The following is a 14,988-nucleotide window of genomic DNA, read 5'->3' as shown; positions in this document are numbered from 1 at the left end:
AGTCAGCGCACGGGAACGGGGGCTGAACTACCGAGGAATGGGCTGCGACGATGAGGGCATGACGACCGCTGAGGCGTACGCCGAGTTCGGCAGCCGCGAGGCGCACGGGGTCTCGCCCACGTACGAGCGCCTGTCGCAGGCGGTGGCCCGCGACGACGAGCTGCTCACCCTGCTGGACGGGCTTCCGCCGGCCAAGCGGCAGCCGAATCTGCTGTTCGGCGTCGTCCGCTGGCTCGGTGGCCCGGTCGACGACCCGGCCGCGTTCCACGACTACGTGGTGACGCACTGGCCGGCCGTCGAGACCCAGATGCTCACCCGGGCCACCCAGACGAACGAGGCGGGCCGGTGCGCCGTCCTGCTGCCGGTGCTCGCCGCGCTGCCGCAGCCCCTCGCCCTGCTGGAGGTCGGTGCGTCGGCCGGGCTCTGCCTCTACCCCGACCGGTACGCGTACCGCTACGGCGACCATCAGGTCGGTTCCGGTGAGCTGGTCCTCGACTGCGCGGCCAACGGGTTGGTGCCGCCGGCAGGCGTACCCCAGGTGGCGTGGCGGGCCGGCCTGGACCTCAACCCGCTCGACGTGACCGACAGCGACGACGTGTCCTGGTTGGACGCGCTGATCTGGCCGGAGCACTCCCACCGGCGGGCCCGGCTGCGCGCCGCGGCGGCGGTCGCAGCGGCCGACCCGCCGCTGCTGGTCCGCGGAGACCTGGTGGACGACCTGCCGGCGCTGGCCGCGCGGGCGCCGTCCGACGCGACGCTGGTGGTCTTCCACACGTCGGTGCTCTATCAGGTGGCGCCCCCGCGCCGGGACGCGTTCGTCCGATTGGTCCGCGAGCTGCCGGGGCACTGGGTGGCGAACGAGGGGCCGGAGGTGCTCCGGTACGACGGGCTGCCCGCCCCGCCGAGCGACGTGCTGCACAACGTCCTCGCGCTCGACGGAAAGCCGGTGGCCTGGGCCAGGGGCCACGGCCAGTCGCTGACCTGGTTCGGCTGACGCCGCCGAGCCGACCCGGCCGCCAAGCCCCCAGGCCCGGTCAGCTCAACAGACCGGCTCGGGCATCCGGTGGCGCAGGGCCCGGATGAACCAGTCCACCGCCGGTGCCGTCGCATCGCCTGTCGACCAACCGTTGAGCACCGCCAACAGGTCGAGGTAGCGGTCCCGGCGGGGGTCGTTGGCCGGCACCAGCCGATCGAGCAACCGCCGACGCAGGTCGGCCTCGTCGGAGTGACAGTGCAGGCTGGCGTACCGGCTGGTGACGGCTGCGACCACCGGATCGGCGTCCGGGCTGCTCGGGTCGAGACCGGCCGCGAGGGCGGGGGCCACCGCGTCCCGGACCACCGCGACGGCGTCCGGGCGGGGCAGCCCCGTGACGTCGTGGTCGGCGGCGTGCTGCCGCACCAGCCGCCGCATCCGGGCCCGGAAATCCAGGTCCCGGCACAACTCGGCCAGCTCCAGCCAGGCTTCGATCTGCCCGGTGCTGGGGTCCTCGGGAAGCTCCGGTGTCAACGAGACGATCACACCCGGGTACGCGGGCTGGTCGCCGAGGCCGGCGAAGACGCCGTCCAGGAAGTCCGCCACCAACTGCCCGCGTTCGCGCGTGGTGAGCTGGGCCAGTCGGTGCAGCTCGTCCACCTCGGCCGGGCCCGACCCGCGCCTCGCCGCGACGGTGAGCACCGCCTGGCGCAGCCGCAGCACCCGGATCTGCACGGTCAACGCCTCGGCGTGCGCGGCGGCCACCTCTGGCAGGGGTACCTCCTGGGCCACCACCCGCCGGATGGTGGCCAGATCCAGGCCCAGGTCACGCAGCGTCCGGACCAGCTCCAACCGGGCCACCGCCGCCGGGCCGTACCGCCGGTAGCCGGCCGGGCTCCGGTCCGTCGGCGGCACGAGCCCGCTGTCGGCGTAGTACCGGATGGTCTTGACGCTCAGGCCGGTCCGTCGGGCCAGGTCGCCGATCGTGTGAAACGTCTGCCCGCTCATGCCCCCACCCTCGCGTCTCCCCCCGGTGGAGACTCAAGCCGCTGCGCTCATCGGTCAGCGGACCCGCTGGTGGCGGAGCAGGACCACCCCGTTGCCGAAGACCCGGCTCTCCACCAGCCGCAGACCGGTCGGAGTCTCGGCCTCGGGGAAGAGTCGACGGCCCCGACCGACAAGCACCGGATGGACGTAGATCCGGTACTCGTCGATCAAGTCGAACCGGGCGAACGTCGCGGCCAGGTCGGCCCCGCCGAGCGCCAGGTCGCCGCCCGGTTCGGCGGTGAGCTTGCGGACCTGCTCGACGTCGACCTCGCGCACGACTGTGGCGTTCCAGTCGGCGTGGTCGAGGGTGCGCGAGTAGACGATCTTCGGCATGTCCCGCCAGATGCGGGCGAACTCGCGCTCCGGGCCGCTGGCGGCCGGGTCCTGATCGGCGGTCGGCCAGTAGGCGGCCATCAGCTCGTGGCTGACCCGGCCGCTGAGGAACCCGCCCATCGGGGCGATCACGTCGTTGAAGTGCTGGTGCAACTCCTCGTCGACCTGGTGCCAGCCGATGTCGCCACCCGGGCCCTCGAAGAACCCGTCCAACGACAGACTCATCTGCACAACGATCTTCCGCATGGTTTCCCCTCCGTACGCGTCGACAGGTGTCGACCCCGATCGTTGTCGGACCGTACGACGAAACGACGGCTCGCCGCGACGACGCCGGGTGCATGTCGCGCAGCCAGGCAGCGGAAGGCCGACCGCGAACCGTCCCTAGACTGCTGCGGTGACCGGAGAGCGACTACCCCTGGCCGACCGGCCGCTCACCGAGCCGCACCCGTCCCGGCTGCCGTCCGAACACCCCGACCGGGCCCGGATCCTCGCCGCGCACACCGCCGCGTTGGCCGCCGGTGAGGCCGGTTACCTCGACCCGGCGAGCGGACTGTTCGTGCTCAGCGCCGGTTTCCTGGCCCGCCGTGGCACGTGCTGCGGGCGCGGCTGCCGGCACTGTCCGTACGTGGATGATCCACCCTCGGGATCGGCGTGAACGAGGACTTCCGCACGACACCGACACCCCGTACGGTGTCCGACGGACATCTGGCGGGCGCCTTCCGCCGTGGGTCGGCGAGAGGGTGGAGTGTGCGCGGTCGGATCGTGGTCGCCGGGCTGGCCGGTCTGCTGGTGAGCGGGTGCGCCGACGAGGCGGAACCGGTGGCGGTGCCGCCGCCGGTGCCGATCGCTGTGGACGTGGCGGCGGCCTCCTCGGGCGGCGCCTGCCGTCTGCTGGACTTCGCGGTGATCGAGCAGGTGGTGAAGGTCCGCTTCGACGTGGCGGCGGCCAGCGAACAGGGTGACACCCACACCTGTGTGGTCCGGGCCGCGGGCGCCACCCTGCCGGAGTTGACGCTCAGCGTGACCGAGACCACTGTCGACAAGGCCAGCTTCGGCGCGGACGTGGTGCCGGACAAGGCGGCGAAGGTCACCGGGCTGGGTCAGCAGGCGTACAAGCGGACCACCGCCGCGGCGAGCGGGCACGGGCCGGTTGCCGAGGTGGGCTGGCTGGCCGGCGACGGACGGCTGGCCACGGTGAGTTGGACCACGGCCCGTGGCAGTGAGCGCTCGGCGGTGGAGAAGCTGACCGGTGACCTGACCGCGTTGGCGAAAAAGGTGGACACCCGGGCGTTGTGACGCCCGGGTGTCCTGTTGCTCAGCCCGTTTGCTCAGTTGGCGGCGACGAAGACCCGGGAGGCGACCTCGCGGGGCAGCCGCACCCGGTCACCGGAGCGGTCGATCGACACCCCGTCGCGCTCCTGGGCCACTGTCACAGTGGCGCCCGGGTCGACACCGGCGGCGTGCAGTTGGCGCAGCACGTCGGCGTCCTTCTGCACGCTCTCGCAGATCCGGCGTACCACTACCGACCCGGAGAGGCCGGGGAAGGCCAGGTTGCGCTCGCCCTCGGCGGCCTCGGTGGTCTCCGCCGCCGGCGAACCCAGCTCCTGAAGCCCCGGGATCGGGTTGCCGTACGGGGAACGGGTCGGCCGGTTGAGCAGGTCGTAGACCCGCTTCTCCACCGCGTCGCTCATCACGTGCTCCCAGCGGCAGGCCTCCTCGTGGGCCTCCTCGTAGGGCATCCCGATGACGTTGACCAGCAGCAGCTCGGCGAGGCGGTGCTTGCGCATCACGGACACGGCGCTGCCGCGACCCAGGGCGGTGAGCGTCAGGTGCCGGTCTCCCTCGACGGTGAGCAGCCCGTCGCGCTCCATTCGGGCGACGGTCTGGCTCACAGTGGGGCCACTCTGCTGCAGCCGTTCGGCGATCCGGGCACGCAGCGGCGGCACCCCCTCTTCTTCCAACTCGAGGATGGTGCGCAGGTACATTTCGGTCGTGTCGACCAGGTCGTGAGACTTCATAAGGTCAGCGGCCCTCCGGTGCACGATGTTACCTCGGCGAACGGCTGGTGACCTTCGCCGAACCGCGTGCCGTCTACGCGAATGGTGTTGGATGGTCGCCATGTCCGGTACCCAGGAACCGTTGGTCGAGGTCGGTCGGCTCGTCGCCGAGCTCGGCCAGGTCGATCCGCCCACCCTGCTCGACGTCCGCTGGCGGCTCATCGGCCCGCCCGGACGCGACGACTACCTCGCCGGCCACCTGCCCGGGGCGGTCTTCGTCGACCTGGACACCGCGCTCTGTGGGGCGCCGGGTGCCGGCGGCCGGCACCCGTTGCCCGACCCGGCCGCGTTGCAGGCCGCGCTGCGGGCCGCCGGCGTCCGCGCCGGTCACCCGGTGGTGGTGTACGACGGCGGCGACGGCATGGCCGCCTCGCGGGCCTGGTGGACGCTGCGCTGGGCGGGTCACCGGCCGGTGCGCCTGCTGCACGGCGGCTACCCGGCCTGGGTCGCCGCCGGTCGGCCCGTCTCCACCGACGCGCCCGCCCCACCCCTCGGTGACGTCGTGGTCCGCGCCGGTGATCTCCCGGTGCTCGACGCCGGGCAGGCCGCCGCGCTGGCCGCCGCGGACGACTCCGTGCTGCTCGACGTACGGGCGGCGCCCCGCTACCGGGGCGAGGTCGAGCCGATCGACCCGGTCGCCGGGCACGTGCCGGGAGCGGCGAACCTGCCCGCCGGGGAGTACGTCGGGCCCGACGGCCGTTTCCTGGCCGCCGACGTGTTGGGTGAGCGGTTCGCCGCCGCCGGGGTGACCGAGGGACGGACCGTCGGGGCGTACTGCGGCTCGGGGGTGACCGCCGCCCAGGCGGTGCTCGCGCTGCACCTGGCCGGCCGCACGGACGCCGCGCTCTACGTCGGATCGTGGAGCAACTGGGTGGCGGACCCGGCCCGACCGGTCGCCTCCGGGTCGACACCCGGCCGCTGACCAGCGCGTGCGGTGGGCCGGCGCCGATCCTCGTGCGACGATGGCCTCATGTCCGACGACACTGTGGTGGTGTGGGACGAGTCGCTGCTCGCCTACGACATGGGTGACCATCCACTCGACCCGGTCCGGGTGGAGCTGACCATCGCGCTGGCCCGCGAGCTGGGCATCCTGGATCGGCCGGGGGTGCGGATGGTCAAGCCGGAGCCCGCCGACGATGCCCTGCTCACCCGGGTGCACGCGCCGGCCTACCTCGCCGCGGTGCGCAACGCGCCGCGCGACCCGCTCTTCGCCGGGTACGGGCTGGGCACCTCCGACAACCCGGTCTTCGAGGGGATGCACGAGTCCAGCGCGCTCATCGCCGGCGCGACGGTGACCGCAGCCGAGGCGGTCTGGCGTGGCGACGCCCGGCGGGCGGTGAACGTGGCCGGTGGGCTGCACCACGCGATGTCCGCCCGAGCCTCCGGCTTCTGCGTCTACAACGACCCCGCGGTGGCCATCGCCCGCCTGCTCGACCTGGGCGCCGAGCGGGTCGCGTACGTGGACGTCGACGTGCACCACGGCGACGGGGTGCAGGACATCTTCTGGAACGACCCGCGGGTGCTGACTGTCAGCCTGCACGAGACCCCGCTGGCGCTCTTCCCGGGCACGGGTTTCCCGGACGAGACGGGTGGTCCGGGTGCGCAGGGCACCGCTGTCAACATGCCGTTGCCGCCCGGTGTCGACGACAGCGGCTGGCAGCGCGCGTTCCACGCGATCGTGCCGTCGGTGCTGCGCGCGTTCCGGCCGCAGGTGCTGGTCAGCCAGTGCGGCGCCGACGGCCACCGGCTGGATCCGCTCGCCGATCTGAACCTGACGGTGGACGGGCAGCGGGCCACCTACCTGGCGTTGCGGGCGCTCGCCGACGAGTTGTGCGACGGCCGGTGGGTGGCCACCGGCGGCGGCGGGTACGCGCTCGTCGAGGTGGTGCCCCGCGCCTGGAGTCACCTGCTGGCAGTGGCCACCGGTGACCCGATCGACCCGGCGACGCTCACCCCACCCGCATGGCGGGACCTGGTCGCCTCCCGACGTCTGGGCCGGGAGATACCGCTGCGGATGACCGACGACGCCGACCCGTCGTACGAGCCGTGGCAGCCGACCGGCGAGCCGAACGCTGTGGACCGGGCGATCGCGGCCACCCGCAAGACGGTCTTCCCGCTGCTCGGGCTCGACCCGCACGATCCACGGGACTGAGCCGGGCCGGGGGAGGGCGTTCCGGTGACGACAGTGGACCAGCCGGTCGACGTGCTGCTCAGCGACGGCAGCACGGTCCAGTTGCGACCGATCGACCCGGCCGACGCGCCGGGCATCGTGGCGATGCACAGCCGGTTCTCCGAGCGCACCCGCTACCTGCGCTACTTCTCGCCGTACCCGCGAATCCCCGAGCGGGATCTGATCCGTTTCGTCACGGTGGACCACCACGACCGGGAGGCGTTCGTGGTGCTGGCCGCCGACCAGATCGTCGCTGTCGGCCGGTACGAGCGGCTCGGCCCGCAGGCCCCCGAGGCGGAGGTGGCCTTCGTGGTGGAGGACGCCTACCAGGGGCGGGGCATCGGCTCGGTGCTGATGGAGCACCTGGCCGACGCGGCCCGCCGCAACGACATCATGAGCTTCGTCGCGGAGGTGCTGCCGGCCAACGGGACGATGCTGCGGGTCTTCGCCGACTTCGGCTACCAGGTCCAGCGCGAGTACGCCGACGGCGTGGTCCACCTGAGTTTCCCCATCGCGCCCACCGAGGCCAGCTTGGAGGTGCAGCGCGGCCGGGAGCACCGCACCGAGGCCCGCTCGATCGCCCGGCTGCTCGCCCCGCGCGGCATCGTCGTCTACGGTGCCAGCGCCACCGGCCAGGGCGTCGGCGCGGCGGTGCTCGGGCACCTGCGCGACGGCGGGTTCACCGGTGCGGTGGTGCCGGTGCATCCGAGCGCGTCGACAGTGGCGGGCCTGCCCGCGTACCCGTCGGCGGTTGATGCCGGAGCGCCGGTGGACCTGGCGGTGGTCGCGGTCCCGCCGGAGGCGGCGACCGCGGTGGTCGCCGACGCCGCCGCCGCGGGGGTGCACGGCCTGGTGGTCATCTCGGCCGGCTTCGCCGAGGCCGGTGGCGAGGGCGCGGCCACCCAGCGGGCGCTGGTCCGCGCGGCGCACGCGGCCGGGATGCGGGTCGTCGGCCCGAACTGCCTCGGCGTGGCCAACACCGACCCGACGGTACGCCTCAACGCCACCCTCGCCCCGGCGTTGCCGCCGGCCGGTCGGGTCGGCATCTTCAGTCAGTCCGGCGCGTTCGGGGTGGCGCTGCTCGCCGAGGCGGACCGGCGGGGCCTCGGGCTGTCCAGCTTCGTCTCGGCCGGCAACCGGGCCGACGTCTCCGGCAACGACCTTCTGCAGTACTGGCAGGACGACCCCGGCACCGACGTGATCATGCTCTACCTGGAGACCTTCGGGAACCCGCGCAAGTTCGCCCGGCTGGCCCGGCGGATCGGCCGCGCCAAACCGGTCGTCGCGCTCGCCTCGCCGGCCCGCCCGCCCGGGGTCGGTGACGCCGCCGGGCCGGACGAGGTGGCGGTGGCCGCGCTCTTCGCCCAGTCCGGGGTGATCCGGGTGGACACCGTGCCGGAACTGCTCGACGTGGGTGTGCTGCTGGCCAACCAGCCGCTGCCGGCCGGCGGCCGGGTCGGTGTGGTCGGCAACTCCTCGGCCCTCACCGGGCTCGCCGCGACCGCCTGCGTCGGGCACGGCCTGAGCGTGGCCGACGGTTATCCCCGCGACGTCGGGCCGAGCGCCGGCGCCGCCGAGTTCGCCGCCGCGCTCGCCGAGACGGCCGGTGACGAACGGGTGGACGCCCTTGTGGTGGTCTTCGCCCCGCCGCTACCCGGCCAGCTGACCGACGTGGACGCCGACGTGACCGCCGCGCTGCCGGCCGCCCTCGCGCTGGGCAAGCCGACAGTGGCGACGTTCCTGGTCGGGCGGCTGCCACCGGGGGTGCCGGCATACGGCGGCGTGGAGGAGGCCGTCCGCGCTCTCGCCCGCGCGCACCGGTACGCCGAGTGGCTTCGCCGCCCGCCCGGGGTGGCACCGGAGCTGCCCGACCTCGATCGGGCTGCCGCGCAGGCAGCGCTCCGGGCCGACGCCACCGATCCGGGTGCGCTGCTGGCCGCGTACGGCATCGACGTGGTGGCCTCGGTGTCCGTCGACTCGGTCGACGCTGCTGTCGACGCGGCGGCGCGGCTGGGTTTCCCGGTGGCGCTCAAGGCGGCCGCCCCCGGGCTGCGGCACCGGCTCGACCTCGGCGCGGTCCGGCTGGACCTGCCCGACGAGCCGACCCTCCGCCGGGCGTACGCCGACCTGGCGGCGACCTTCGGCGCGGACGCTCTGGTCCAGCCGATGGTCCCGCCCGGCGTGGCCTGCGTGGTGGAGGTGGTGGAAGACCCCGCGTTCGGGCCGGTGGTCGGTTTCGGCCTGGGCGGGGTCGCCACCGAGCTGCTCGGCGATCGGGCCTGGCGGGCGGTGCCGCTGACCGACCGGGACGCGGCCGAACTGGTCGACGAGCCTCGGGCGGCGCCGCTGCTGCGCGGGCACCGGGGGGCCGCGCCGGTCGACCGGGCGGCCCTGGCCGATCTGCTGCTACGGGTGGGTCAGCTCGCCGACGAACAGCCCCGGGTGCGCTCGCTGACCCTCAACCCGGTGCTCGCCCGCCCGGACGGCATCTCGATCCTGCACGCGCAGGTAGGGGTGGGCGGCGTGGCCGCCCGCCCGGACACCGGCCCCCGCCGCCTGTGAGCGTGCCCGGTCAGGCGCGGCTGGAGATCTGCTGGACGCCCCAGGTGTTGCCGTCCGGGTCGGCGAAGAAGACGAAGCCCACGTTGTCCAGCGGGTCCGGCACCGGCCGGGGGTTCTGACCCACCACCTGGATCTCGCTGACCTCCACACCCCGCCCGACCAGCTCCTCGTGGGCCCGCTTCAGGTCGGGAACCACCAGTTGCAGGCCCTTGAGTGAGCCGGGTGGCATCTCCGGGACGACACCCTTGCCGATCACGATCGAGCAGCCCGAGCCGGGCGGCGTCAGCTGGACGATGCGCGCGTCGTCACTGATCACCGTGTCGTGGTCCACCGTGAAGCCGAGCTGGTCGGCGTAGAACTTCTTCGCCCGGTCCACATCGGATACCGGCACGATCACCACTTCCAGCGTCCAGTTCATCGTCGCTCTCCTCGCGTCGTCGGTCAGCGGACGGTGTCCCAGTCAAGCACCCCGACAGCACGGAAGGCCCCGGCGAACCGCCGGGGCCTTCCGTGGGAACCGGGTGCGTCAGCAGGCGTACGCCTCCAGGCGCTGGGCCCGCTCCGGGGCGCGCAGCTTCAGCAGCGTCACCTTCTCGATCTGCCGGATCCGCTCCCGGGACAGGCCGAACTCCCGACCGACCTCGTCCAGGGTGCGCTGGCGGCCGTCGTCCAGGCCGAACCGGAGGCGGATGACCGCCTGCTCCCGCTGGGACAGGGTGGAGAGCACGATGCTGACCTCGTTGCGCAGCTCGCCCTGGGCGGCGGCGTCGCCCTGCTCGGTGCGCGGGTCCACCGAGGCCACGAAGTCGCCGAGCGCGCTCTCACCGTCGTCGCCGACGGCCTGGTCCAGGCTGACCGGTTCCCGGTCGTAGGAGATCAGCTCGATGACCTGGATCTCGGGGATCTCCAGTGCGCGGGCCACCTCGGCGACAGTCGGTTCACGGCCCAGCGTCACCGCCAGTTCGCGGCGGGCCCGGACCATCCGGTTGACCTGCTCGACCATGTGCACGGGGATGCGAATGGTGCGGGCCTGGTCGGCCATGGCGCGGGTGATGGCCTGTCGGATCCACCAGGTGGCGTACGTGGAGAACTTGTAGCCCTTGGCGTAGTCGAACTTCTCCACCGCCCGGATCAGACCGAGGTTGCCCTCCTGGATCAGGTCGAGAAACGCCATGCCACGGCCGGTGTAGCGCTTGGCGATGCTGACCACCAGCCGCAGGTTCGCCTCCAACAGGTGGTCCTTGGCCGCCCGCCCCTCGGCGACGATCAGCTCCAGGTCGGCTCGCAGCTCCGCGGAGACCGGGGTGCAGGTGGCCAGCTTCTCGTCGGCGAACAGGCCGGCCTCGATACGCCGGGCCAGGTCGACCTCCTGCGCGGCGGTCAGCAGCTTCGTCCGGCCGATTCCGTTGAGGTAGGCCCGGACCAGGTCGGTGGAGATGCCGCGCTCGTCGGTGGCGTCCAGGTCGACGAGGGCCTCGGGGGTCCCGTCACTGTCGGTCGTGGTGGCCGGGCGCGTCCGGTGTTCCGTCATCTGCAGAACCATCTCTGTCTCTCCCCGTTTCCACGTCGGTGCCGTGTTCCCGGCCCAGTGGTGCCGGTGTGAACAACAGCTTGGCGGGCGGGGCGTAAAACGGGAGTGAGGCGATCGGGCACCCGACAGGAATTGCGTCGGATCGCTGGTGCGGTGTGTCGTCGGAGTGTGTGGTTGCCCGCCCCGGCTACGTTGCGGACGGCCGGCCACCTCAGGTCGGCCGAAACGACAGTTGGAGGACGGTGTGGTCTTCAAGCGGCTCATGAAGGCGATGGGCGTCGGTGGTCCGTCGGTGGAGACGGTGCTGGCGAACCCGAACTGCCGCCCGGGCGGCCCGCTGGAGGGCCGCATCCAGGTGCTGGGCGGCGACCACCAGGTCGACATCGACCACGTCGCCCTCGGCCTGGTCACCCGGGTCGAGGTGGAGAGCGGCGACAACGACTACGACACCACTCAGGAGTTCCACCGCCAGCAGGTCACCGGCGCGTTCCGGCTGGAGCCGGGGCAGCGCTTTGACCTTCCGTTCCGCTTCGACGTGCCGTGGGAGACACCGGTCACCGAGTTGTACGGGCAGCACCTGCACGGGATGACGATGGGCCTGCGTACCGAACTGGAGGTCGCCCGCGCTGTCGACAAGGGTGACCTGGACGCCGTGTCGGTGCACCCGCTGCCGGCGCAGGAGCGACTGCTGGACGCGCTGCTGCGGCTGGGCTTCCGGTTCGCACGCGCCGACGTGGAGCGTGGTCACATCTACGGTGTACGCCAGACGCTGCCGTTCTACCAGGAGATCGAGTTCAGCCCGGCCCCGCAGTACGCCCGCTCGATCAACCAGTTGGAGGTCACGTTCATCGCCGACGCGCAGCAGATGCAGGTGGTGCTGGAGGTCGACAAGCGCGGCGGTGTCTTCACCGAGGGCCGGGACGCCTTCGGCCGGTTCACTGTCGACCACGCCACCGCCGACCGCACCGACTGGACCGCCGAACTCGACAACTGGCTCCGCCAGTCCCTAACCCGCCGCGGCCTCTTCTCCTAACCCTCCCCACCACCCTCCTTCCGTTGATCATGAAGTTACTGCCCCGACACGCCGCTGCGGTTGGCAATAACTTCATGATCAACGAGGGAGGGGGTGGGCCGGGGGCCGGGCCGGGGAGGGGGGTGGGGCGGGGGTGGGTTAGAGGTCTAGGAGGAGGGTTTGGGGGCCTATGTTGATGCTTTCGACCAGCATGTGGGCGCGGAAGCGGCCGGTCTCCACCTTCGCTCCTCGTGCGCGTAGGGCGTCGACCACCGCTGTCACCAGTGGCTCGGCGACCTCGGCGGGGGCGGCGGCGGTCCAGCTCGGTCGGCGGCCCTTGCGGACGTCGCCGTACAGGGTGAACTGGCTGACCACCAGGATCGGCGCGCCGGTGTCGGCGGCGGACCGCTCACCGTCCAGGATGCGTACCTCGTGCACCTTGCGGGCCATCGTCTGAGCGGTCTCCGCGGTGTCGGTGTGGGTCACGCCGAGCAGCACCAGCAGGCCGTTCTCGATGGCGCCGACCACCTCGCCGTCCACCGTCACGCTGGCCCGCCCGACGGTCTGCACCACCGCCCGCATCAGGCGCTCACCGGCTCGATGAAGCCGCGCTCCACCAGGTGCGCCACGATCGGGCCGGCGGCCTCGGCCATCTCGTCGGGCTCGACGTCGTGCGCGGCGGCCAGCAGGGCGAGCTGGTCACGCAGCGGCAGCCGGCCGTCGGCGCCACCGACCAGCGCCAGCACCAGCGGGTCGATCTCCTCGGTCCAGCGCAGGCCGTGCGGCATAGCGAGGACCTGCCGGTCCACCCCCCAGCCCTCGTCGCCCATGGTGGCCTCCTGTCGTAGCTGGAGGCCCTCGGCGGCCCGGTAGCGCTCGGCGAGCAACGCCTCGGTGTCGCGTACCCGGAGAAAGTCCTGGCGGTCGAACCAGGCGGCGACCTGGTCGCCCAGCGGTGGCTGCACCCGCTGGCGCAGATCCTCCACCCGCACCACCGGGTCGGCGTGCCCGCTCCGACGCAGTGACACGATGCCGAAGCCGATGCCCTCCACCTTGTGTGCGTCGAACCAGTCCAGCCAGGCGGCCATCCGCTGCGGGTCGGCGGTCTCGCCGACGTCGGTGAGCCACAGGTCGACGTACGCCATCGGGTCGGCCACCTCGCGTTGGATCACCCAGGCGTCCAGACCGGTCCCGGCGAACCAGCCGGCCACCCGCTCGTCCCACTCCTCGCCGGCGACGTGCACCCAGTTCGCCAGGTACTGCATGGTGCCGCCCTCGGTGAGCAGGCCCGGGGCGGCGGCGGCCAGTTCGGCGCCGATCGCGTCACCGATCCGGCCGGAGTCGCGGTACACGTGCGTGGTCGTGCCCGGGCCGACCACGAACGGTGGGTTGCTCACCACCAGGTCGAACCGCCGACCGGCCACCGGGGCGACCAGGTCGCCGCGGAGCAGTTCCCACTCCTGACCGTTGAGGGCGGCGGTGGTCGCGGCGAAGCGCAGCGCCCGCTCGGAGAGGTCGGTGGCGGTCACCGACCTGGCGTGGGTGCCCAGGTGCAGGGCCTGGATGCCGGAGCCGGTGCCCAGGTCCAGTGCGGTGTCGACCGGCCGGCGCATGGTCGCGCCGATCAGGGTGTGGGTTGCCCCGCCGACGCCGAGGACGTGCTCGGCGTGCAACGGGCGACCCGGGCGGGCGCTGGCCGGCACGTCGGCGAGCACCCACCAGTCCTCGCCGTACGGCTCCAGGTCGATGCCGGCACGCAGGCCGTCGCCGTACCGCTCGACCAGCCCGCCCGCGAGGGCCTCGGCCAGGCTCAGCGGCGCCAGCGCGGCGGCCACCGCCGCCTCCGATTCGGTCTGGGCGCAGATGAACAGCCGGATCAGGGTGCCGAGCGGGTCGCCGTCCTCGGTGGCGCGCAGCGCGGCCCGATAGTCGTTGCGGGCGACCGCCGCGGTCGCCTGGGCGCCCAGCCGCTCGGCGATGCCGTGGCTGGTGAATCCGGTCCGGGTCAGTGCGCTGCGCAGCGCGTCGACACCGGCGGGGGAGAGCAGCATGTCGTGTTCGTCCACCCCGACATCCTGCCTCCCGTCGCGTCCCGGATCGCGTCACCCGACCGATTTGCAGATCGTCAGGGTGTCGAGCCGCTCCGTGTAATGAGCCGCCAACGCGTCGAATCGTGTTCGGGCCTCGTCTGCCATAACCGTGGTCCACGCCGTTCGCAGCCGCGCCACGGTCTGCGTCACCGTCTCAAAGGTCCGCTCCGGGTCCGCACCAGCTCGCTCTGCCAGGCGCCGAAAGTGGTCGCCGGTGATGGCGCTCGGCACTGTCTCAGCATTCAGGCTGAGCGCCAGCGGAGCCCAACGAAAGTTGGAATAGAGCGACAGAGAGTGGAAGTCGTAAACAGGGGCGAGGTGGGGAGTCCGTCCGTCCGCGTATCTGATCGCCCAGTTCTTCAGATGCCCGTCTGTATTGCCAACCACCAGCAGGGCAACAAGACGAGCAATGAAGTCGTGGTACCCGCCGTCCCCGGTAAGCTGCCGGATCGCTGCGGCCAAACCGTCGTACGAGGCACCCGATTCGCTGTACTTGAACTTAGGATCGACGTCCGCGATTTGGGCGAAGTCCTCCACGTGGATGCGTTCCCCGTATGCGCGGTCAAACCGTTGAATGACGTAGACGAGATCAGCCGGGCGGACTAGCCCATCGGGGAGACCTTTGACCTCGTCCGCACGCAGGAGATCCACTGCCGGAACTGGGAATCCGGCTGCTGCCAACCATCTCATGGTCAGATACTCATTGGTGGGTAGCTCACGCAGACTCTGGTCGGGCAGTTTTACGATCCACCAACCGCCCTGCCCGCTGACTGGCACGGTGAGTCGGTCAGCTGAGATCGAATACTTAAGCTGGACACCGGCCAGCGAGTGGCGTAGCGGGTGGTCGATCTGCTCCCCTGAGTCTGGGAGAAAATCGTCCTCCGGCTCGCTGTCGGCATGCACGGTTACGGCACCTGGCAGGTTGCTGCCCACTCTGAGTAGCAGGGTGAAGTCGCCCACTCTTCCGCCCCCGAGTTCACGGATGATCTGACGCCGCAAGGCGCCTTCGGGTAGCAAGTTGGCGAACCAGGGCGGCAGGCCGACGCGTGTACGTCGGACCGATCGCGGATCGTCTTCGAAGATCTGGCCAAGAACTTGATGATCGGGAGAGGAAAGGTCATCGTCGTAGATGAATTCGGAACCGCCCTGAACAAACTGGAGCTCACCGACCCGACGACCATGTAGCCGCACCTCGGCTGTCGTTCCTGCCATG

Annotated in this window: 15 protein-coding genes; 7 read left to right on the top strand and 8 right to left on the bottom strand. The window is 72.0% G+C overall.

What is annotated here, in order from left to right; genetic code table 11:
- Positions 1-58 precede the first annotated feature (58 nt).
- Positions 59-994, top strand: coding sequence for a DUF2332 domain-containing protein (locus ABZ794_RS12910; protein ID WP_210786366.1), 936 nt, complete (start codon positions 59-61; stop codon positions 992-994).
- A gap of 45 nt (positions 995-1,039) precedes the next feature.
- Here the strand turns inward: ABZ794_RS12910 and ABZ794_RS12905 are convergent, their stop codons facing one another.
- Both ABZ794_RS12905 and ABZ794_RS12900 read right to left on the bottom strand, forming a co-directional pair.
- Complete coding sequence (locus ABZ794_RS12905) at positions 1,040-1,981, bottom strand: MerR family transcriptional regulator (RefSeq protein ID WP_210786365.1); 942 nt, start codon at positions 1,979-1,981, stop codon at positions 1,040-1,042.
- Positions 1,982-2,035: 54 nt separating this feature from the next.
- On the bottom strand, positions 2,036-2,599 hold the full coding sequence (locus ABZ794_RS12900) for a dihydrofolate reductase family protein (protein ID WP_210786364.1): 564 nt from the start codon (positions 2,597-2,599) through the stop codon (positions 2,036-2,038).
- 148 nt (positions 2,600-2,747) lie between these two features.
- Here ABZ794_RS12900 and ABZ794_RS12895 point away from each other — a divergent pair, with 148 nt between their 5' ends.
- Together ABZ794_RS12895 and ABZ794_RS12890 are read left to right on the top strand one after the other, a co-directional pair.
- On the top strand, positions 2,748-3,008 hold the full coding sequence (locus ABZ794_RS12895; protein WP_210786363.1) for a DUF5522 domain-containing protein: 261 nt from the start codon (positions 2,748-2,750) through the stop codon (positions 3,006-3,008).
- A 92-nt stretch (positions 3,009-3,100) separates the two neighbouring features.
- On the top strand, positions 3,101-3,649 hold the full coding sequence (locus ABZ794_RS12890; RefSeq protein WP_210786362.1) for a hypothetical protein: 549 nt from the start codon (positions 3,101-3,103) through the stop codon (positions 3,647-3,649).
- Between the two features lie 32 nt (positions 3,650-3,681).
- On the opposite strand, the gene ABZ794_RS12885 is transcribed toward ABZ794_RS12890, so the two are convergent.
- Complete coding sequence (locus ABZ794_RS12885) at positions 3,682-4,371, bottom strand: metal-dependent transcriptional regulator (RefSeq protein WP_091400569.1); 690 nt, start codon at positions 4,369-4,371, stop codon at positions 3,682-3,684.
- Positions 4,372-4,471: 100 nt separating this feature from the next.
- Between ABZ794_RS12885 and ABZ794_RS12880 the strand changes: the two genes are divergently transcribed.
- The 3 genes from ABZ794_RS12880 to ABZ794_RS12870 are packed head-to-tail and all read left to right on the top strand — an operon-like array spanning position 4,472 to position 9,142.
- Positions 4,472-5,332, top strand: a complete 861-nt coding sequence (locus ABZ794_RS12880; protein ID WP_210786361.1) for a sulfurtransferase — start codon at positions 4,472-4,474, stop codon at positions 5,330-5,332.
- A 48-nt stretch (positions 5,333-5,380) separates the two neighbouring features.
- Positions 5,381-6,562 carry an acetoin utilization protein AcuC gene (locus ABZ794_RS12875; protein ID WP_210786360.1) on the top strand — a complete coding sequence of 394 codons (1,182 nt, stop codon included), beginning with the start codon at positions 5,381-5,383 and terminating at the stop codon, positions 6,560-6,562.
- Between the two features lie 24 nt (positions 6,563-6,586).
- Positions 6,587-9,142, top strand: a complete 2,556-nt coding sequence (locus ABZ794_RS12870) for a GNAT family N-acetyltransferase (RefSeq protein WP_357515623.1) — start codon at positions 6,587-6,589, stop codon at positions 9,140-9,142.
- Positions 9,143-9,152: 10 nt separating this feature from the next.
- Here ABZ794_RS12870 and ABZ794_RS12865 read toward each other — a convergent pair whose 3' ends face one another.
- Together ABZ794_RS12865 and sigB are read right to left on the bottom strand one after the other, a co-directional pair.
- Complete coding sequence (locus ABZ794_RS12865) at positions 9,153-9,560, bottom strand: VOC family protein (protein ID WP_210786358.1); 408 nt, start codon at positions 9,558-9,560, stop codon at positions 9,153-9,155.
- Between the two features lie 108 nt (positions 9,561-9,668).
- Positions 9,669-10,673 (bottom strand): RNA polymerase sigma factor SigB, encoded by a 1,005-nt coding sequence (gene sigB, locus ABZ794_RS12860; RefSeq protein WP_210786357.1) that lies wholly within the window; start codon positions 10,671-10,673, stop codon positions 9,669-9,671.
- A gap of 244 nt (positions 10,674-10,917) precedes the next feature.
- Here sigB and ABZ794_RS12855 point away from each other — a divergent pair, with 244 nt between their 5' ends.
- Entirely contained in the window at positions 10,918-11,706 is a 789-nt protein-coding gene (locus ABZ794_RS12855; protein ID WP_357515621.1) for a sporulation protein, read from the top strand.
- A gap of 138 nt (positions 11,707-11,844) precedes the next feature.
- Here ABZ794_RS12855 and dtd read toward each other — a convergent pair whose 3' ends face one another.
- From dtd to ABZ794_RS12840, 3 genes are read right to left on the bottom strand one after another with little or no spacing between them, the layout of a single operon-like run.
- On the bottom strand, positions 11,845-12,267 hold the full coding sequence (dtd, locus tag ABZ794_RS12850) for a D-aminoacyl-tRNA deacylase (protein ID WP_238690886.1): 423 nt from the start codon (positions 12,265-12,267) through the stop codon (positions 11,845-11,847).
- Positions 12,267-13,751 (bottom strand): methyltransferase, encoded by a 1,485-nt coding sequence (locus tag ABZ794_RS12845; protein ID WP_210785158.1) that lies wholly within the window; start codon positions 13,749-13,751, stop codon positions 12,267-12,269. Before ABZ794_RS12845 ends, dtd begins: the two co-directional genes overlap by 1 nt.
- 36 nt (positions 13,752-13,787) lie before the next feature.
- Positions 13,788-14,987, bottom strand: coding sequence for a HipA domain-containing protein (locus ABZ794_RS12840; RefSeq protein WP_210785159.1), 1,200 nt, complete (start codon positions 14,985-14,987; stop codon positions 13,788-13,790).
- Between the last annotated feature and the right edge of the window lies 1 nt (position 14,988).

Origin of the sequence: Micromonospora sp. NPDC047187 (genome assembly GCF_040643355.1) — a bacterium.
Lineage (GTDB): Bacteria > Actinomycetota > Actinomycetes > Mycobacteriales > Micromonosporaceae > Micromonospora > Micromonospora salmantinae.
Note: the sequence above shows the minus strand (reverse complement) of the source record. Positions and strands in the feature narration are given on the sequence as shown.